Genomic DNA, 19,084 nt, shown 5'->3' with positions numbered 1-19,084 from the left:
CCACAGGGCAGGGCGGCACCCCGTCGCCCTGCCAGCAAGGAGAACCTGCATGAACATCGCTTCCCGCCTGCGCCTGTGTGCGCTCCCGATTGCCGTTTCGCTGGTGCTGGCCGCCTGTGGCGACAAGGCGCCGCCGTCTTCGGGCACCCCCGACAAGGCCGCGCCGACTGCCGCCGCCGCCGAGGCCGGGGCACTTCCCGCAGGCTGGCAGCGGGTGGCGGGCGATGATGTGCCGACCCTGATGGGGCAGCAGGCAGTGCTGCCGAGCAAGGTGCATTCCGATGATGGCGCCGATGTGGAGGTGGCCGACACCAGCCGGATCATTGCCGGCGGTGACGACATCATCGCGGTGATCGAAGCGTTGGGGGTGGGCCAGCAGGTGTTTGCCGCGCCGACCAACACCACCACCCAGGCAGGCCTGGCCGCACCGCACCAGTTCCTGTTCAACCGCACCACCGGCGTGGAAGGCGTACTGAGCCTGCAGGGCTCGCTGTTCATCGGCAACAGCCTGCGCCGTCACACCGAACTAGCGAAGAAGCTGCGCGAAGTGGGCGAACCTGCGGTCGTGATCGATGACCTGCAGCCGGCACCGGACAAGGTGCGCAAGATTGCCGCCGTGCTCGGCGTGGCCGACGCAGGGCAGACCCTGGCCACGCTGGTGCAGCGCCAGCTGGACGAGGCGGCTGTGATCGGCAAGGGCCTGGGGCATGCGCCGCGGGTGATCCATGTCTCGGCAACGGGTGCCGGCGGTGCGCCGACCGTGGCCGGTGCCGACAGCGCGTCGGCCAAGCTGATCGCGCTGGCAGGCGGCATCAACATCGGCACCGAGGCCGGTGTGGCCAACTATTCGCGACTGAGCAACGAGGGCGTGGTTGCGGCGGCACCGGAGGTGATCCTGGTGACCGAGCATGACCTGCAGTTGTTCGGCGGTGCCGAGGGCCTGTGGAAGGCCTATCCGACGCTGAAGCAGACGCCGGCTGGACAGGCCAACCGGGTCTGGGTGATGCCGGATGCGCAGCTGAAGTACGCCAGCATCGGTTCCGGTGCGGGTGCGCAGGCATTGGCCAGGGCGCTGGCGGCGCTGCCGAAGGCATGAGTCCTGCGGATCGACGCCGCCGTCGCGGGCGGACGATGTTGTTGATTGCGCTGGTCGCGCTGCTGGGTGCGGTGCTGGCGTCGTTCGCCGTGGGGCCGCTGCGCTTGCCACCGCTGGAAGTGATGCAGGCGCTGGCTGTGAAGCTTGGCTTGCTGGATCCGCAATCGGTCAGCAGCCGTGACCTGGCCGTGGTGTGGCAGCTGCGCATTCCGCGTGCGCTGCTGGGTGCCATGGTGGGGGCGGCACTGGCGATGGCCGGCGCCAGCCTGCAGGGGCTGTTCGGCAATCCGCTGGCCGATCCGGGCATCGTTGGTGTCAGCCAAGGCGCTGCATTGGGTGCCGTGGCGGCAATCGTGCTCGGTGCCGCCGGTGCAGCCGGTTGGCTGGTGCCGGTGGCGGCGTTCGGCGGCGGTGCCGCTGCGATCGGGTTGACCTACGCGCTGGCACGGCCGGGCAAGGGTAGTGGTAATGCCACGCTGTTGCTGGTGGGCATTGCCATGGCCGCATTCTGCTCGGCGCTGATTGGTTTCCTGACCTACATCGCCAACGAAAGCGAGCTGCAATCGCTGGTGTTCTGGCAGATGGGCTCGTTGGCGCGCGCCAACTGGGCCGATGTGGTGGCGGTGTTGCCGCTGTTTGCCATCGGTGCAATCGCGCTGCAGCGCCTGGCCACGCCGCTGGACATGCTGGCGCTGGGCGAGCGCCAGGCGCAGCACCTGGGGCTGGATGTGGCGCGTACGCGACGCCTGCTGGTCGCGTTCAGTGCGCTGCTGGTCGGGGCTGCGGTGGCGTTCGCCGGTTCGATCAGTTTTGTCGGCCTGGTGGTGCCGCACGTGGCGCGCTTGCTGGTGGGTCCTGGCCATCGCTGGCTGCTGCCGTTGTCGGGCCTGCTGGGTGCGCTGCTGATCGTGGTGGCCGACACCGCTGCACGCACCCTGGACCCGCCCGCCGAGATTCCGCTCGGCCTGTTCTCGGCCGCGCTAGGCGCGCCGTTCTTCCTGTGGCTGGTGCTGCAGCAGCGTCGCAAGGCGGCCGCATGAGCGCTTTTCTGCAATTGCGCGACGTGGTGGTGCGCCGTCAGCAGCGCGAGATCCTGCATGGCATCACCCTGGCATTCCAGCCGGGCACGGTGACGGCATTGGTGGGGCCCAACGGCGCGGGCAAGTCGACGCTGCTGGGCGTGGCGGCGGGCGATCTGCGCGCCGATGGCGGCGATGTACAGCTGCACGGACGCCCGTTGCGTGACTACAAGGCCGGGCCACTCGCGCGCGAACGGGCGGTGATGCCGCAGGAGCATGGCGTGCGCTTCGCCTTCAGCGTGGAAGAAGTCGTGGCGATGGGGCGCCTGCCGCATCCGCCTGACCCGCAGGTGGACGATGCGCAGGTGGAACGCGCGATCGATGCTGCCGAACTGCAGGCACTGCGCCTGCGCGAAGTACAGCAGCTGTCGGGCGGCGAATCGGCGCGGACCACCTTCGCCCGCGTGCTGGCACAGGACACGCCGTTGCTGTTGCTGGACGAGCCTACGGCTGCGCTGGATCTGCGCCACCAGGAGCGCACCCTGCGCAGCGTGCGTGCCTGCGCCGAAGCGGGCGCGTGTGTGATCGTGGTGCTGCATGACCTCAATCTGGCGGCCGGTTACTCCGATCGCATCGTGCTGCTGGAGCAGGGCAGGGTAGCCGCTGACGGCACGCCTTCGGACGTGCTGACCGAAGCCAACCTGCAGCGCGTCTACCAGCAGGACGTGGTGGTGCTGCAGCATCCGCGCCGCGGTGTGCCGTTGGTGGTGGTTACCTGAGACGAAGAGGGCATGGCAGGCTGTGCCGCGTATCATGTGCGGCTCGATTTTTTCAAAGGAATGGCCCGATGATTCTCTCCCGCCCGCGTTGCGCGCTTTTCGTCGCCTTGATCGGCGTTGCCGGTGCTGCAAGTGCTGCAAGTGCTGCTGCGACCACCAAGGTTTCGCTGATGACGGCGTCCGAGCAGGCATCGCTGATTGAGACGCGGCATTCGACTGGCAAGGGAGCAGCGGTTTCATCCTTCACCACCGAATACTTCGGCAACGGCGAGATCGGCATGGCCTGGGAGGACAAGCGTGTCCTGCTGCTGTGCAAGAAGGCGGCGTACCTCAACCTGCCTGGCATGAAGCCCGAGGCCAGCACGCTGTCGATCGAGCAGCGGCAGATGGTGGCCTACGAGGCGATGATGGCTGGCTTCGGCGGCATTGCCGCGCTGGGCGCGGTCACCGGCGAGTCGGTTGAGGTTGCCGATGACGGCAGCGAAATGCGTCGCCCCGGCGAATCGAGTTGGGCCTATGGCGTGGAGCGCTATGAGGTGGCCACCCAGCGCATGCCGGACGGCGCCCTGCGCGTGCGCGTGCGCAAGCAGGCGACGGTCAACAACGCAAAGCCGTCCTCGCCGGACGACACCTTCAGCACCGATGAAGACCAGGCCGCGCGCCTGGCCGAACTGGCGCCCAACGACAGCTGGACCGAAGTGGTGATCCATGGCGGTCCGCGCAAGCCGCGCACCGACCCGGCAATGTCCCTGAAGGGCTGGGTGTCGACCGTTGAACAGCACGCGGCAACCGTGGGCGATGCCCGCCGGCTGCACGACTGCAAGTAAGGGCGTTTGGGGAACTCAAGATATTCAGTCTTGAGGCGCGGTCCTGGCTGGGTTCATGGACGGAGCCGATGTGGAGCGTCAGCGGTACCTATGTTGTACTGCTGAATGCCCCGTACGTGTCGCTGGCCTGCTCGGGCCCAAGGCTATGATGTTGACGGCAGTGGCCGCACCTTTCTGCGAGGCGCGGCTAGTTGTAAAGGCGTGTCAGCCGCTCCTCTGTCATTCCGCGATGGCAATTGAGAGCGTCAATTTTCTCAACGATCGTCAGGGACTCGTAACCTTTTCCATCAACATCGCTGCAGGTTCTCACCTTCTCGACAATCCACTCGCGCTGCGACCTTCGCATGCGCAGGCGCTGCTGTGTCGAGAGCGCCCTCCAGAAGGAGTTGAGGTCTCTATCCACGAAGTAAAAATCGGCAGCGACCATTGCCAGACGACGCTCAAGGATGATGTCGCTGTCCGCTATCGTGATCGCAATGGTTGACAGTAGGACTTGTGGAAATTGCAGGCCAGACAGCTCGACAATGGTTGGCCTCCTTCCGTCAAATTCAACCCCGAATCTAAAATTGCCCCAGAAAATTCCCTTGTCGGTGAGTTGCGCGTGGCCGCGTGTCGTGACGTCCTTGGAGCGTTGATCCCTGCGTATCACATTCATGGTGTGATCCGGAATTTCAAACTCTATCGTGGCTTCACATTCGATGAGCGCAAAGGCGCTTTCTGACGCTTTGGTCTGGGTGACTCTGAGATCGATTGGAATCGAATCAACCAGTTCCTCCAGGTCGTCGGTTGATCTGCGGGGCGTTGAATGTTGGGATAGCCCCTCTACATACATGCGATCCCGGGCTTCGGATCTTACTTTTTCCACTGCTTTCGCGATTACATCAGGCTGGTTGCAATGGAAGTTGTTTGGGTTCTCTCGGACAAATTCCGGTCCGGTGGTGAAGATGCGAATGAGATTGGTCGATGTCAGTATCAGGGCGAGGATATTCAAAGTCAGGCCGTTTGTTTCTCGGGATCGATCTTCGGGAGCTTGCGCAGGTGGCGTACGAAATCATTGGATGCGCCTGGTCGCCCAGGCAAGTGCTTGGAGCCTTGTGCGCAGACCCAGATCTGCATCTACTCGACAAACGCGTGGTGGCACGGATCTTTGCGCTGTTGCGACGTCCAAGCGAGTGGTCCGCAGGCAGGCTTTGCGGCGGGGCTTTAGCGACATCCTTGCGACGAGGGCTTGTCTGGCCAAGCAAGACCTCACCAAGTAAGCGGCGGCGAAACGGCATGAGTCGCCATGTGCCATGGGGTGAGATTGCCAGTAGCCGGCAGCTGGACCGAAGTGGTGATCCATGGCGGTCCGCGCAAGCCGCGCACCGACCCGGCAATGTCCCTGAAAGGCTGGGTGTCGACCGTTGAACAGCACGCGGCGACCGTGGGTGATGCCCGCCGTCTGCACGACTGCAAGTAAGCCGCCTAGCGTCCTGGGTTGCAGCCACCCATGGGGTGGCTCTACTTTGGGGCTCATCGTTCCATTCATGCGCGCAATATTCACTTGCGCGCCAGATTCACAGGTCTAGAATGCGCCCCATGAACCGGATGCCGCTCCTGAAGTTTTTCACCCTGACCCGCGCAAGCGCGGAACGGGCGTGTCTGCCTGGAGCCCCACGAGGCCGCTGATCGCGGCCTACGCTGGACCATCCACAGAGCGCCCTCCGGGGCGCTCTTTTCGTTTCCGCCATTTCATTCAACCCGCAACACCGAGGAGAACGTGCCATGCACCAGATCGCCGAGACCGAACGTTAGCCGCACACCCTGTAGCCAACCGGGGTGTGCGGCCCCCGAAGTTGGCCCAGCAGGAACCCATCTCATGAGCACCAATACCCAGACTCTGTCGCGTCTTCGCAACCTCGGCATCATTGCCCACATCGACGCTGGCAAGACCACCCTTACCGAACGCCTTCTGTGGAAGACCGGCGAGATCCACCGCGTCGGCGAAGTGCACGACGGCAACGCGACCACCGACTTCTCGGCGATCGAGCGCGAACGCGGCATCACCATCGGCGCCGCTGCCGTGCACGCCCAATGGGCGCCGCGCGATCTGCCGCTGCACCAGCTGACCTTGATCGACACCCCCGGCCATATCGACTTCGCCATCGAGGTCGAGCGCTCGCTGCGCGTGCTGGATGGCGCCGTGGCCGTGTTCTCGGCCGTGGACGGTGTGCAGCCGCAATCAGAAACCGTGTGGCGCCAGGCGCGTCGGCATGGCGTGCCGTTGATCGCGTTCGTCAACAAGATGGATCGCATCGGCGCTTCGTTCGAGCGTGTGCTGGAGCAGCTGCAGGACAAGCTGCGGGCGCGCCCGTGGGCGCTCGGTGTTCCGCTGGGCAGCGAAGGTGAATTCCATGGCTGGGTCGACCTGGTCGATGGCCGCGTGCTGCACTGGCAGGACGGCGGCGCGGCGACGGTAACGGCCTGGAGCGACGCCGAATGCGCTCAATGGCAACCGCAGCGCAATGCGCTGGTCGAAGCCGTGGCCGATCACGACGATGTGCTGGCAACGGCATGGCTGGAAGGCCGCGACATCGACGCCGCGATGCTGCGCACAGCGATCCGCCGCGCAACACTGGCGGGTGCGGGCGTGCCGGTGCTGGCTGGGGCTGCGTTCAAGGACAAGGGCATCGAAACGCTGCTGGATGCAGTGGTCGATTACCTGCCGTCGCCGCTGGATCGTCCGGCTGTTACCGCCGAGGGCGAGGGCGGGGACGTCCTGCTGCCGCCGGACCCGGACGGTCCGCTGGCGGGCCTGTTGTTCAAGATCACCCACCAGCAGCACGGCGCGTTGAGCTTCGTGCGGCTGTACTCGGGCACCTTGAAGGTGGGCGACAACGTGGCCAGCTCGCAGCACCCACAAGGGCGCCGCATCAGCCGTCTGGTGCGCGTGCAGGCCGACCAGACCCAGGACATCGGGCAGGCCGTGGCCGGCGACATCGTTGCGGTGCTGGGCTGGAAGGATGCCGTCAGCGGTGAAACGCTGAGTGGGCGAGGGCAGCCCTTGCGTCTGGAGAGTATCCAGACGCAGGCCCCGGTGCTTGCATGGCGGCTGGAGCCGGCACGTGCGGCCGACCTGATCCGATTGGCGCAGGGTCTGGCCAGCCTGGCCCAGGAAGATCCCTCGTTCCGCGTGGAGACTGATCGCGACACGGGTGAAACCCTGGCCTGGGGCATGGGTGAGCTGCACCTGGAAGTGATGGTGGAGCGCCTGCGCAGCGAATGGAAACTGGACATCGGCATTGGCGCGCCGCGCGTGGCTTACCAGGAGACGCCACAGCGTGCCGTTGAAGGCGTTGTGGGTCGGTTGGTCAAGCAGACCGGTGGCCAGGGTCAGTTCGCGCACGTGGTGCTGGATGTGGTGCCGCGCGACGACGGCGAGGTCGTGTTCAATGACCGCATCGTCGGTGGCGTGGTCCCGCGCAACTTCATCGCCGCAGTGGAGAAGGGCGTTCGTGCCGCGCTGTCGGAAGGGCCGCAAGGTCATCCGGTGGTCGGCATCGAAGTCAGCCTGGTGGATGGCCAGACCCACGCGAAGGATTCGTCGGAGATGGCGTTCCATCGGGCAGGCAGCGAGGGCATCAAGGCCGCGCTGGCGGCCAGCGGTACGCAGCTGCTGGAACCGGTGATGGCGGTGACGGTGCATTCGCCGTCGGCGTCGGTGGGTGACGTGGTGGGCGATCTGAATCGTCGCCATGGCCGCGTCGCCCGCATTGATGACCAGGACGGTCGCGCCGAAGTCAGTGGGTTCGCGCCACTGGCGCAGCTGGTCGGTTACACGACCTCGCTGCGCTCGCTGAGCCAGGGACGGGCCAGCAGCGAATCGCACCTGCATGGCTACGAGCCGGTGCGCGCTTCGTAGGAAGAGAAGAGCAGGGGAGCCCGTTCGCGGGCTCCCTTTTTTTGTGTGCTGCTGGAATCCGTATCCACGCATGGCGTGGATCTACCGATCCGCATTGGCAGGGCCGTATCCACGCGTGGCGTGGATCTACCCAGGGAAGTAGGTCCACGCCATGCGTGGATGGATGCCGCCTGCGCGCGACATACCTGCATTGCATTGCAACAAAACTGCAGAAAAAGCTGGATTAAAGTGATGCCTCACGATAAATTGCGCACCCCCCGTTGCTTGCCGCCGCCCGCACCCTGCCCATGCGTGATGACAATGATCCCGGAACCCTGGAGCTGACCCTGCCGCGCAAGCGCGGTCGGCCGCCCAAGTTCGGGTACGCAATGAGCGATGCACAGCGGGCTGCACGCTACCGGGCGCGACGTGCGGGGCAGGCCAACCATGCCGACGTGCGGCACTGCAGCGACATGGTCCTGCTGGACAAGATCCGCGCTGCGGTCAGTGCGCGCGACACCGAATTGGCCGGTTTCCTGGTCCACGTTCTGTGGCAGCGCTACCCGTTGCAGCTGAAATAAGTCGGCTGCGGGGTGGCCGTTGTCACCTGCCTTGTTGATAATGCGGGATTCAGGTTGTTCCCGCTGGCGCGCCCGGGATGGCAGGCGCGCATGATCGACATGGTTTTTACGATGACCACCACCAGCGACACCACCACCGAAGCTGCGCCGACCAACGCGCCCCTGTTCTACACCCGTCCGGTGCCGCTGCAGGCAGATCTGCACGCCGATCTGCGCATCCTGCCGGGCAAGCTCGAATTCGCTGCCAGCAGCAACTCCATCCCGCTGGTGCTGGGTGAATTCTCGCTGGCGCTGCACCATTTCCCGATCCTGTTCGCAGGCCCGAGCGCGGTGCCGATGGCGGCGGTGGGTGTGACCACCGACAACCTGTTCATCACCGATGGCCTGTGGGACGACGAGACCTACATCCCGGCCTACCTGCGCCGCCACCCCTTCATCTTCATCGACACCGGCGCGGACAATGACTTCCTGCTCGGCATCGACGAAGACAGCCCGCGCATCGTCCGTGGCGGCGAAGAAGGCCAGCCGCTGTTCGCTGATGGCAAGGCCACCGAGATGGTGCAGCAGGCGCTCGAGTTCTGCGGCCAGTTCACCCGCGAACACGAACAGACCCAGGCGTTCTCCAAGGCACTGGTCGACAACGGCCTGTTGGTCGAGCGCAATGCCACCGTGCGCCTGCCGGATGGCCGTGAGTTCAACCTCAACGGCTTCTTCGTGGTGGACGTTGAGAAGTTCATCGCGCTGCCGGACGCGACCGTCGTCGAATGGCACCGCAACGGCTGGCTGGCGCTGATTCACCAGCACCTGATGTCGCTGGGTCGTTTCAACGACCTGACCCGTCGCCAGGCGGGCCGCAACGCCGCCTGATTCAGGGCGCGGGCGCGGTTCCCGCAACCCGGGAGCCGCGCCAGGCTTGCATCTCGGCCAGCAGGCGAGCTGCCTCGGCCCACTCGGGTAGCGCGTGGTCGCCCAGCTCCCATAGTTCGCCGGCAAGCGCCGCCATGCAGCCCGCGCCGAGCATCTGCAGCGCACCTTGCAGGCGATGCGCGTGATAGCGCAGCCGCTGGGCGTCGCAGCAGTCGACCGCCTCCTGCAGGCATTGCAACTCGCGATCAATATCTTCTTCGTAAGCAGCCGCCAACTCGTGAGCCGCATCCTCGATGGAAGTGGCGGCCGCAGGTTGATCCAGCGCCTGCAGCAGCGCATCAATCTGCAGCGGCTTGACCAGCACGGCATCGATGCCGGCAGCCTGGCAGCGTAGCGCGTGGTCGCCACCGGTAAATGCGGAAAGCGCAAGCAACCGAGCGCGAGGCGCCCTTTGCACCTCCTGCAGCCGCAGTTGCCGGGCCAGCGCGTAGCCATCCATTCCCGGCAGGCCGATGTCGAGCAGCACCAGCGGGCAGGGCGTCTTCATCTGCACCGCCAACGCATCGGCGGCCGTGGCAGCTTCCAGCACCGTCGCGCCCCAGCGCTGCAGCTGCGCTGCAATGACCCGTCGGTTCAGCGCGTGATCCTCGACCAGCAGAATGCGCGTGCCGATCAGCGGGGACGCGGCAGGCACCGCTGACGTGACGGACACACCCTCCGGCACCCGTTCCGCCGGCAGGCGAAGAATGAAGCGGGTGCCGCGGCCGAGCACGCTATGTGCGTCCAGGGTGCCGCCCATGGCGTTGGCCAGCGTTCGACAGATGGACAGCCCCAGTCCGCTGCCGCCGCGCTCCTTACCCGCATCGGCCTGCTGGAAGGGCTCGAACAGGCCGCTCATCTGTGCCGGCGCGATGCCGATGCCACTGTCGATGACCTCTATCAGCAGCGATGCGGCCTTTGCTGGCGCGTCGAGCTGCAGGCGCAGTTCAACGCCCCCGACGTCGGTGAACTTGATGGCATTGCCGAGCAGGTTGTCGAGCAGTTGGCGCAGACAATCCGGGTCCGTCAACAGAAGGGGGAACGCCGCATCAGGCGCGGAGAACTGCAGGCTCAGCGACTTCTTCTGCGCCTGTGGCGCAATGGACTGCAGCGCCTGCGTGCAGATCGCGGGAACGTCGCAGGGCACCCGCTTTGGCCGGAAGGTGCCACTGGCCAGGCGGGAGAAGTCCAGTGCGCGGTTGAGCAGCCCGCGCAGGGCGTGGCCGGCATTGGCCGCGGCGGCCACCAGCTCACGCTGGCCAGCAGGCAGAGGCGCCTGCCCCAACAGATCGATGGACGCCATGACCGCCTGGGCGGAATTGCGCACCTCATGACTGATGACGCCCGTCATCTGTGCCTGCCTCTGATCGCGGCCGCGTTGCCGGCGCAGCATTCGCATGGCCAGCAATGGAATCGTCAGCAGTAGCGCGGCAGCGGGCAACAACCAGAGTGCAAGGCGGTCGAGCCATCCGCCGGTTGACTGACCGAGCGCGATGGGCAGCGACTGCCGGGCCCAGCGCTGCAGCAACTGGGCATGCTCTTCGATGGTGATGTCATCCAGCGCCACCTCGATGCGCTCAAGCAGGCTCTGGTCTTCGCGCCTGGCCAGGAGATGAAACTGGGTTGGAAAACTGACGTCAAGCACCTGCAGCCGCAGGCTGTGGGAAAAATGACGCCGTGTCATTGCGCCCGCAGTGGATTCAATACCGATCGCCGCATCGGCACTGCCAGCATCCACCGCCGCCAGCGCCGCGCGCATGCTGGGCTTGGGCAGCACGGCAACTGCCGGGTAACGATCAGCGAGCCACACAGGGTAAGGGCCACCCTCAACGGCGGCGATCCGCAGCGTGCTGGCATCGGAAAGGTGGCGCGGCAAGCGTTCGCCAATGCGGCCGGCAAGCACGCTCACGCCACCCGGGAAGCTGCGCGAGAGGGCCAGGTTGGGGCAGGGCAGGCGCGACCCGTCGCCAGCGTCCTGCACCAGTACCAGGTCAGCCTGCCCCTCACAGACCGCATTCATCGCGGCGTAGGTGCTGGGGAAGGGGATTTCGACAAAGGCCAGGCCGGAATGACGGGCGACGAGTGCCGCATAGCCATGCGCCACTGTCTGCAGCACCTCGGGGGTGCCCACGTCTTCGGGGGCGGGGTACAGCGTAGGCGCTGCGGCCACCCGTACCTCGCGCCCCGCCCCCCATTCTTCCTGCTGGTTGTCACTGGCAGACGTGCAGGGCCACAGGGTGAGCAGCACCAACAGCACGGGAGTGCGGGTGCGCCTCGGCAGCGCGATCACAGGGTCTCCAGCTGCTGCCGCATTGCAAAGATCTCCGCATCATTTCGCAGGCCCAGCTTGCGCAGGGCGGCGACCTTCTGTGTGCTGACGGTCTTGACGCTGCGGTGCCGGTGCAAAGCAATCTCCGAAACGGTCAGTCCATCCAGGACCAGCTGGATGACCTCGCGCTCATTCCGGCTCAGGGCATCGCAGGGTGCCAGCAGTCTGCACGAAGGCGGGATGCGGCAGAGCCCGTGGGCAACGCGCACAACCGCGTCGGAAAGCTCATCCAGGTGCTCGGATTTGCCGACAAAGCCGCTGATGCCCGCGTCCAGCAGGTGGTTGATGGTTGCTACAGAGTTCTGCCCGGCGAAGCCAAGCAACGTCACTCTTGGCAGCGCCTTCCGTAGATGCCGCACCAGCGCTGTGCCACTGATGTCGGTGGGCGCCAGGGTAATGTCGATGATGGCAACGTCCGCGTGGCATTGCTGCAGGGCAAGTACAAAGGCCAAACTGTCACTGTGGCTGGCCACGATCTCAAAGCGCATGTCGTTGCCCAGGTGAAAGGCGGTGCCGCGGCGGACGACATCATGGTCGTCAAGCAGCGCCAGGCGAAGCCGACGCGGTGCAGGGAATCCGTTCATGCGCGGGAGTGTTGTCAGCGCCGAGTGGCGTGGCGACCATTCTGCCGCCACTGTCGCGTCGGACATCGGAAACGTTCGATTTTTGAGACTTTTCCTAGAGCGGAATTAGGAAAAATCGAAAATCTGTGTCGGGATCGTCACTGGATGGTTGCAGCGAAGTAGTCTGTTGCGTCTGCCAACTTCTGAACAACGTCTGCAAGGAGTGTATCGAGCCATGGACACCTGCTTCTCCGATATCCGAAACGCCGATCTGCAGCACCGGATGGACGAGTCCGGCACTTTGTCGATCTTCGATGCGTTGTTCGTAGCCCGCTCACCACTGCTGTTGAACGCCCTGTTTCCGAAGCTGGAAGCGGCGCGTGCAGATGGCACGCTGGAGAATCGCGTCGTTTCGACATATCAGCGGCAACTGCAGCGGGAACTGCGCCTACTGCAAGCGGCGGTGAGAGACGCCGAGGCAAGCGATCGCGACTGCCGCATCGAGAAGGCAAAGATCGACGCACTTCTCCGTCGGCCTGCAGTCGACTCCCTCAGTGCATTCGAAACGATGTGCGATGGGCTTTGGCCGGGTGTCCGCGAGCTACGTGCACAACGCTGCCAGCAGCGTGAGCCTGACAAGGATGCGGAGGCCTACGTGAACGAGCATAGCCAGATGTTCGAGATCGGGGCGCTGCTTTACGAAGAGTACCTGGGCAGGCGAGGGATGCTTGATCGTTTCCACGCCCCCTTTGCAGGCGAGCTTGCGGCGATCTACGAGGGCAGGGGCGTTGATCTTGCGGCGGTCGACCAGCAGTTCGACAAGTACAAGCTGCTTTCACTCAGTAAGCCTCTACGCATTGTGAACGAGCTGGCATTCCAGGGGCTCGCACATGAGGACTGGGGTCTGTATTTCGGCACTGAGGTGCCTCGACCGGTGCTGTCTGCACTCGAGTCGATGCGTGACGACAGCCGCGTTCCCAGCATTGCCTTCGCCATCAGCGCGGCGCTGGACGCGATTCCCAGCTTTGAAGAACTGGAGTTCGGCAAGCCATTCCATCTGGCGGATCTGCAGGCGCCGTCGGTGTCGAAGTTCTATGGCGACAACTGCTACGACGACGCGCTCTGGATCAAGGTCGAGCAGAACCCGCCGAGCATGACGTTCGAAGAATTGTGCGCCGAGATGCCAGCCCTGGATGGCCAGGTGGTAACGCAGGTGGTGCATCTGCAGTTCGCTGGAGCCGCCGGCCAGGAGGTCATCTACCACCTTGATCACGAGTACATCCTGTATTCCGATGCCGACCATGCACGCCGCCGGCAGGACGCCAGCGTCAAGGGTAGCGCCAAGTACAAGACGTTCAAGATTGATGGGGCGCACATCCCAATGGATTTCCAGATCGACGGGCGCTACTTCCTGTACCTGGTGCTGGACGCCTTCTTCGAGAACAAGGCGCTGATCCGGGAGTACTTTGGGGTGGTCGACACTGCTAGTGGCGCCAATTAACGTGACGCGTCACGGTGGATGCGGGCTTTAGACCGGCCGCATCTCACTACCGGGCGCTTCAATGGCATGGCTGACGGAACTGCGTACCGAAATGCTCAGGTCGCATTCCCCTGCACTTGCATCCACGCACCCAAAGCTCTGGCAGACGGGGCGATGCACGGGGGAGGGGGGGCGTTGACAGGGCGCGTGGGCTGACCTGAAAGAACGATTGATAACAATTGATGCCGGGGCAGAAGTCGGCGTTGAAGTGGCTCCATAGCATGGCGGCTCCCACAATGGAGTAGCGATCATGCTCTCAGTCGATCCACGCGGCCCTGGCGCCCCGCCTTTGCCCGAAGAACTGCGGCGTCGAAGTGGCTTTCCATTGACGGCACCTTCACCTGAATTGGCTGCACTCTATGACGCGCGGTATTTCTCGTTCGCCCGGTCGCGGACCCCGCGGAGCTGAACATGAGTGACATCCAGTGGAGCGATGACATTCCCATCTACCGTCAGTTGAAGAAGCGTGTGATTGCCATGATGCTCGACGGAATTCTCAAGCCGGGCGATGCCCTTCCTTCGGTGCGCCAGATGGCCGCCAATTACCAACTCAATACCATCACCGTTTCGCGCGCTTACCAGGAGCTGGCCGATGAAGGCTTGGTCGAAAGGCGCCGCGGCCTGGGCATGTTCATGACCGAGCAGGCCGCCACGCACCTGCGCAGCAGCGAGCGTGACCACTTCCTCGATGAAGAATGGACGGCCGTGTTGGAGCGCATCCAGCGCCTAGGCCTAAGTCTCGCCGAGTTGCTGCCCCAGCGGAAAGTCTGATGAATAGCACTGTCTGCAGACATCAACTCGATGTTCGGCTTCACGAGGCCCTGAAGACGGCGAAATCTGAGCGGGAAGACTGGGCCCAGCACGTCAGATCTGTCGAGAATCGGGCGCTCAGCAGTCCCGGGAGGTGAAGGAGCTCCAGGTGCAGCTAAGCAGGACATCACTGGGTCTTTGAGAAGCAACGTTGTCACTGGATGGCCTCGGACCCTCAAGAGTTCCTCAGAAGTCAAGAAGGAGTGCGATCTAGGGACACGCCATCAATTAGGGGCGCCGAGAGCAAGCGCCGTGCCAGCCCAGTCAAGAGCATCAGAACATAATATACATTATGCGAAATGCGACATATCCGTCACAGACTGCGTCGTTGGGCTGCTTTCGTCGGTTCTGCTTGGCAATGGCTGAAACTCTGGCTTGGCTCTTGCCTCCCTACAAGCTCCCCCGACATTGATCCCCACGACCGCATAGATCTAACCGGCCCTTGGGCCGGTTTCGGTTTCCAAGGTGGCACATGTTCACCCCCGAAGGCCACCAGCTAGAACCCTGTGACATGACCTGGTGGTCGTTGACCTGCAACATCGCCCGGGAATGGCGGCTGATGATGGCCGAAGCTCGCGCCGAGGTGCCCACCCGGTCGGTGCCGACTCAAAAGGCTTGTGCCACAACGAAATCCAGCGTGATCTACCTTGCCGAAGCACTCAGAATTCGCCGAGAACGGTGGTTGGGCACGGGTGTGTCCGGTCCCGACGCCGAGCCGTCCAATGTGGTCTACATGAGCCGTGGGCCGAAACCGCGTCAGCGCGTGTGAGGTGTTGCCCGTAGGGGCATTGCCCCTACACCCCTGCATGAACTTGCCGAGTGACGAAATCCTTACGTAGTGGCGAACTTGCTGCCTACCAAAATGATCTGCAGAAGAAGTAGTGCCGCATATGCGATGCCCGCGATGCCCGCCAGCGTCAAGATCCGCACCATTCGGTATCGCCAGGCCGGCAACTTCTCATAGAAGTTCAGCTCCACATGTCTGGCTACTGTTTGCTCACTTCGGCAGCTTTGCATCTGCGGGAGAGCTGAGCCAAACCCAATCACCTCTACCAAAAAGTCTTCGCCTGGCGCCAAGCTTTTAATGCCGACCACATGGCGCCCGTCATGTGTTTGCTCCTGTAAAAAGGGGCGCGGAGGCCAGAGATGCATTCCATCCGGCTTCCACTGCCAGACGACCTCAACACCATTCAGCGGGATTTTTCCATCATTCCTAATGAAATAGGAAATCGTGTGCACAGTAATTGGTCCCCTCTGCTGGCCTGAGCTGTCGGTTTCGGGGGGGATATAGAAGGTAAAGCCGTGCCGCTGGGCGCAAAGCAGTCTGGCGCGCCCCTTAGAAAGCCAGCCAAAAGTCGCTGTGAGAACAGGAGCGAGCAGCGATGCGATTTCTTTGCTGTGGTCTAGTAAGAACATCTGCATTCCCTTGCCTGGCAGTCCCGTGCGCAAGCTTAGCTCTACTGCAATGGGTTGCAATTTCTGTGACGCATCACGCTAAAAGCTTGCTGGATAAGGAGGTGTCTCCGGGAACGTCCCCATGGGGCGCTTCCCGACCTCAACCCACACGTGCGGCGATGACTCAGGTGCGCCAGATGACGTTGATTGAGCGATGCCGCGAGCTGAGTGATCCTGACTCGACTCCGATTCCTGCCGTGGCGCCCGATACGGGTTGTAGGTTGGGCCATCACGCGCGATCGCCACGCATACCGGGACCGAGATCTTTGCCTTGGTGCCCTGCTCTGTGACACACGTGCAAGTGGTGTCCTGCTCGGTCGTGCCGGAGGCCATGCAGTACAACTCAGGCTGCGATTGCACAGCTCGATCATCGAACGCGGGTGCAGACCATGGCTGGAACTCAACACGTGGCTTGTGTTTTTCCACGTACTCTTCGCGGGTGAGGGGTCGTGCCGCCGGCACGCCCGCGCCCAAGGGCGCCAGGGCTCCAGCCGCCGGCAAAGCACCGGCCCCCTGCTGCTCCTTTTTTGGATTCGCTGGCGACTTGATGATGAACGCGTAGATCATTCAGACACCAAAAATCAGCACGATGGTTACCGAAAGCGCCTGCCAAATCCTCTTGGGAACCTTGAATTTGTGACTGGCCGTGTGCAGCGTCGCACTGCGATAGCGGCTGTACAGCGCCTTCGGGTAGGACCAGATTTCTTCCTCGGCCTTGTCGCGCACTTTTTCATCGTAGGGATCGCTTTGGACGCGCGACCACGTAAGCACGCCTGCCCGCTGCATACCGAAGGCCGGCCAGCACCGCGCGATCACCTACCATTGCGGCCACCCTTGCAGCGCAGGGCGAACACCAGAGACCAGTACAGGCCAGTGAGCAGCACGCCGCCAATTAGGGCGGCAACGAAGGGGTCGGAGAGGAACTCCCGGACCTGATCAACAGTCATATTCGACCTCGAACGTGCGGCGGGCGCCATGCGATGATTCGTGTCCAGGCAAACGGAGACGCCCATGCGCACCCCAATGAAGTTCAGTGGCAAGCCGCAGTCGTACGTAAAGACCCTAGAAGCACGAATTGCTGCGCTTGAAGCTACAGTCAGCGCCTTGGTGATGGTCAACGGATCGCCCGAGCTTGCGCAGGCGCTGAAGGCATCCATGAGATGGCATGAGGAATTCATGCAGAACCCAGCGACTCGCACGCCGCCGGAATTTGTGCGCGACTGGCGCGCGGCAGTTTTCCATTTGTTGACTGAGCCGACGTCAGAAGAGGGTGGCTCACCTGTCGCCACTCCGAACGAATCCGCCGATCCGCAGGAGAATTCGAGAAGCTGAAATTCTTGCGGAGGCCATCACGCACGGCGAGCCTCCCGCAGATGCATCAGGGAAACGCCTTGTTGGGCGCGGATGGCTTGGAACGCTGCTTCTTCCTCAGCGGTCCAGCCTGTGGCTGCCAGCTCGGCGCGTGCCTGGGCCACGAACACGGCTTCCCGGGCAACACGGCGGGACGACTCCCCTGCCCGGTCGGTGCACCACGAAGCCAGCTTGACCAGCCCAAACGAGATGGATGCGACGGAACCCACCAACAACAACACAAGAAGGGGCTCCGTCATGCCAGAATTCCCTGAGTAAATTTAGGTCCACAGGGGGGGGGCATGCAAAAGAGTATCGATCAAGTTTCTACTACTGTGATCTCGGCGATTACAGTCTTTGCCTTTAGTGCTGGCGCTATTTGCGCGGGCTGGGCGGTCGGGAAGTTCAGTACGACGGGGAATGCGGCAGACTGGATCGCAGCAGTGGGTGGAGCTGCCGCGGCAGTAGGTACATGGGCGATTGGCATTGGCGCCAATAGTTATGCGAGGGAAGCTCAGCTGTATCGCCTTTCGCAAGAGGCCAAAGCTGAGCGAGAGCGCTGCGAAGCTCGAGTACGGAAGCTGGACTACATGATCTCCAAGGCGAAGCTCGCCGGCCGTCAAGAACGTGCTTTCAAGTTGCTTCATGGTGATGATGAGAAGCTCACCGATCTCAGCACTACGATCAGGAAGGGAAAGATCAGGGCGCTTGAAGCTGCTCTTGCAAAGATCGTTTGGGCGCCGGAGGACGTTGCAAGCCTCAATGCTGCCGATCAAGGGGCGCTTGGAAACGCGGAGATCACAATGCTGCAGGTCAGGCACTTTATTGAGGTTTGCAGGGATTCCGGCTACGAGAACGACGTATTCCTTGAGTCGATCGCGTCCTCGCTTGCGACTCTCAGCGAAGAAGTGATTGTCCTGGAGAGCCGGCTTCTGGCTGAGCGTGGACGAGTGCTTGCTGTGCCGTAGTTGGCAAGGCTTCGTTTTGATTTCCGCGTTTTCACGCCCTCTTGCCCCAAGAGAATCCGCCAGCGGCCTTGGGGTGCCGGTGGCGGAGCGCTCAACACCTTTGAACGCGAGGCAATGTATAAAGGGGTTGAACAAGGGTGTCAACAGGGTTGAACAGTGCGGACCGTTACAGACCTCATAGATGCGGCACGCAAGGCGCTGAACGTCAGTAGTGACGCGGAATTCGCACGGCAGCTCGGTGTCTCGCGCGGAACAATTGCGAACTGGAAATCCGGCTATTCGCTGCCGGACACGGTGATGTGCGCAACTTTGGCCGGGTTGACCGGACTACCGTTGGCCCGTGTCCTGGGGATCGTCGGCGAGGCTCGAGCCGTCAGCCGTGAGGAAAAGGCGGTGTGGCGGAAGCTGGCAGCGACTGCAATGGGGCTGGGTCTGGTGATTGGAATGGCCCTGCCCGCCCCCGCTCATGCAGCAGCACAGGCGGTGCATCACGTTACGGCGAGCGCTATTGATTCGGCCACGCTGTATACATTATGCGCAGTTCAGTTCAGGCCACTGGAATAGATCAATGAGGATTGAGGTCTGTGCGTGTTCTGCCGCTGACGCAAGCACGTAACCACCACACCGCGATGCAGGCTCCCCGGTTGGTACGAGCGCAAAATGTCGAGCGGCAGTTCCTTGCGGTCCACTTTTGCGCCAAGCGCAGGGGTAGTTGCCCACCAGATCGTCGGCGCACATGTCCACTCGAATGATCCTTCCGCCGCAGCTCTTGAGTTTCGCTCGAAGCGCCAGCCACCGCTGCGCATGGTCGCAGCGCGCTGCGCCTATCGTCTTGCATCTGTCACCGGTTAGCTCGATGCGAGAGGTATAGGTGCCATCCGCGCGACGGCAATCTTCGCCACCAAGCTCGATCACCCCGACGAACTTCTTGGCGGCGTCGATGATCTTGATTCTCCACGTGTAGAAGCGACCGCGACCCAC

At 63.1% G+C, this 19,084-nt stretch carries 19 protein-coding genes and 1 pseudogene; 13 read left to right on the top strand and 7 right to left on the bottom strand.

Translation table 11 applies throughout. The features are described from left to right. Positions 1-49: 49 nt before the first annotated feature. The 4 genes from HUT07_RS09370 to HUT07_RS09355 all read left to right on the top strand — a co-directional run bounded on the left by HUT07_RS09370 (position 50) and on the right by HUT07_RS09355 (position 3,721). Entirely contained in the window at positions 50-1,096 is a 1,047-nt protein-coding gene (locus tag HUT07_RS09370; RefSeq protein WP_176020724.1) for an ABC transporter substrate-binding protein, read from the top strand. Further along, entirely contained in the window at positions 1,093-2,136 is a 1,044-nt protein-coding gene (locus tag HUT07_RS09365) for an iron ABC transporter permease (protein ID WP_176020723.1), read from the top strand. Before HUT07_RS09370 ends, HUT07_RS09365 begins: the two co-directional genes overlap by 4 nt. After that, on the top strand, positions 2,133-2,894 hold the full coding sequence (locus HUT07_RS09360; RefSeq protein WP_176020722.1) for a heme ABC transporter ATP-binding protein: 762 nt from the start codon (positions 2,133-2,135) through the stop codon (positions 2,892-2,894). Before HUT07_RS09365 ends, HUT07_RS09360 begins: the two co-directional genes overlap by 4 nt. Positions 2,895-2,962: 68 nt before the next feature. Then, positions 2,963-3,721, top strand: a complete 759-nt coding sequence (locus HUT07_RS09355; protein ID WP_176020721.1) for a hypothetical protein — start codon at positions 2,963-2,965, stop codon at positions 3,719-3,721. Positions 3,722-3,908: 187 nt separating this feature from the next. Here HUT07_RS09355 and HUT07_RS09350 read toward each other — a convergent pair whose 3' ends face one another. After that, positions 3,909-4,712, bottom strand: a complete 804-nt coding sequence (locus HUT07_RS09350) for a lysozyme inhibitor LprI family protein (protein WP_176020720.1) — start codon at positions 4,710-4,712, stop codon at positions 3,909-3,911. Positions 4,713-5,018: 306 nt separating this feature from the next. Here HUT07_RS09350 and HUT07_RS09345 point away from each other — a divergent pair, with 306 nt between their 5' ends. From HUT07_RS09345 to HUT07_RS09330, 4 genes are all read left to right on the top strand, one after another. Then, on the top strand, positions 5,019-5,180 hold the full coding sequence (locus HUT07_RS09345; RefSeq protein WP_176019164.1) for a hypothetical protein: 162 nt from the start codon (positions 5,019-5,021) through the stop codon (positions 5,178-5,180). Between the two features lie 399 nt (positions 5,181-5,579). After that, the gene (gene fusA, locus HUT07_RS09340) at positions 5,580-7,622 is read left to right on the top strand and encodes an elongation factor G (RefSeq protein WP_176020719.1); all 2,043 of its coding nucleotides are present in this window, start codon (positions 5,580-5,582) and stop codon (positions 7,620-7,622) included. Between the two features lie 287 nt (positions 7,623-7,909). Then, the gene (locus HUT07_RS09335) at positions 7,910-8,182 is read left to right on the top strand and encodes a hypothetical protein (protein ID WP_025877210.1); all 273 of its coding nucleotides are present in this window, start codon (positions 7,910-7,912) and stop codon (positions 8,180-8,182) included. A 111-nt stretch (positions 8,183-8,293) separates the two neighbouring features. After that, on the top strand, positions 8,294-9,049 hold the full coding sequence (locus tag HUT07_RS09330; RefSeq protein WP_176020718.1) for a SapC family protein: 756 nt from the start codon (positions 8,294-8,296) through the stop codon (positions 9,047-9,049). Position 9,050: 1 nt separating this feature from the next. On the opposite strand, the gene HUT07_RS09325 is transcribed toward HUT07_RS09330, so the two are convergent. Together HUT07_RS09325 and HUT07_RS09320 are read right to left on the bottom strand one after the other, a co-directional pair. After that, positions 9,051-11,378, bottom strand: a complete 2,328-nt coding sequence (locus HUT07_RS09325) for an ATP-binding protein (RefSeq protein WP_254898838.1) — start codon at positions 11,376-11,378, stop codon at positions 9,051-9,053. Then, positions 11,375-12,067 carry a response regulator transcription factor gene (locus HUT07_RS09320; RefSeq protein ID WP_343203030.1) on the bottom strand — a complete coding sequence of 231 codons (693 nt, stop codon included), beginning with the start codon at positions 12,065-12,067 and terminating at the stop codon, positions 11,375-11,377. Before HUT07_RS09320 ends, HUT07_RS09325 begins: the two co-directional genes overlap by 4 nt. Before the next feature lie 148 nt (positions 12,068-12,215). On the opposite strand from HUT07_RS09320, the gene HUT07_RS09315 reads away from it, so the two are divergent. The 3 genes from HUT07_RS09315 to HUT07_RS09305 all read left to right on the top strand — a co-directional run bounded on the left by HUT07_RS09315 (position 12,216) and on the right by HUT07_RS09305 (position 15,099). Further along, positions 12,216-13,481, top strand: a complete 1,266-nt coding sequence (locus HUT07_RS09315; RefSeq protein ID WP_176020717.1) for a hypothetical protein — start codon at positions 12,216-12,218, stop codon at positions 13,479-13,481. Between the two features lie 450 nt (positions 13,482-13,931). Beyond that, entirely contained in the window at positions 13,932-14,291 is a 360-nt protein-coding gene (locus HUT07_RS09310) for a GntR family transcriptional regulator (RefSeq protein ID WP_176020716.1), read from the top strand. Positions 14,292-14,802: 511 nt separating this feature from the next. Next, the gene (locus tag HUT07_RS09305) at positions 14,803-15,099 is read left to right on the top strand and encodes a hypothetical protein (RefSeq protein WP_343203029.1); all 297 of its coding nucleotides are present in this window, start codon (positions 14,803-14,805) and stop codon (positions 15,097-15,099) included. A 62-nt stretch (positions 15,100-15,161) separates the two neighbouring features. On the opposite strand, the gene HUT07_RS09300 is transcribed toward HUT07_RS09305, so the two are convergent. Continuing rightward, positions 15,162-15,752, bottom strand: coding sequence for a hypothetical protein (locus HUT07_RS09300; RefSeq protein WP_176020715.1), 591 nt, complete (start codon positions 15,750-15,752; stop codon positions 15,162-15,164). 600 nt (positions 15,753-16,352) lie between these two features. Next, positions 16,353-16,556, bottom strand: coding sequence for a zonular occludens toxin domain-containing protein (locus HUT07_RS20435; RefSeq protein WP_254898837.1), 204 nt, complete (start codon positions 16,554-16,556; stop codon positions 16,353-16,355). 240 nt (positions 16,557-16,796) lie between these two features. Here HUT07_RS20435 and HUT07_RS09290 point away from each other — a divergent pair, with 240 nt between their 5' ends. Then, on the top strand, positions 16,797-17,117 hold the full coding sequence (locus tag HUT07_RS09290; protein WP_176020714.1) for a hypothetical protein: 321 nt from the start codon (positions 16,797-16,799) through the stop codon (positions 17,115-17,117). Positions 17,118-17,134: 17 nt separating this feature from the next. Here HUT07_RS09290 and HUT07_RS09285 read toward each other — a convergent pair whose 3' ends face one another. Continuing rightward, positions 17,135-17,395 (bottom strand): hypothetical protein, encoded by a 261-nt coding sequence (locus HUT07_RS09285; protein ID WP_176020713.1) that lies wholly within the window; start codon positions 17,393-17,395, stop codon positions 17,135-17,137. A 42-nt stretch (positions 17,396-17,437) separates the two neighbouring features. Here HUT07_RS09285 and HUT07_RS09280 point away from each other — a divergent pair, with 42 nt between their 5' ends. Beyond that, the gene (locus HUT07_RS09280) at positions 17,438-18,103 is read left to right on the top strand and encodes a hypothetical protein (protein WP_176020712.1); all 666 of its coding nucleotides are present in this window, start codon (positions 17,438-17,440) and stop codon (positions 18,101-18,103) included. A 705-nt stretch (positions 18,104-18,808) separates the two neighbouring features. Here the strand turns inward: HUT07_RS09280 and HUT07_RS09270 are convergent. Then, positions 18,809-19,081, bottom strand: a pseudogene (locus HUT07_RS09270) (replication protein); the annotation flags it as partial. Positions 19,082-19,084: the final 3 nt, after the last annotated feature.

Origin of the sequence: Stenotrophomonas sp. NA06056 (assembly GCF_013364355.1) — a bacterium.
Lineage (GTDB): Bacteria > Pseudomonadota > Gammaproteobacteria > Xanthomonadales > Xanthomonadaceae > Stenotrophomonas.
Note: the sequence above shows the minus strand (reverse complement) of the source record. Positions and strands in the feature narration are given on the sequence as shown.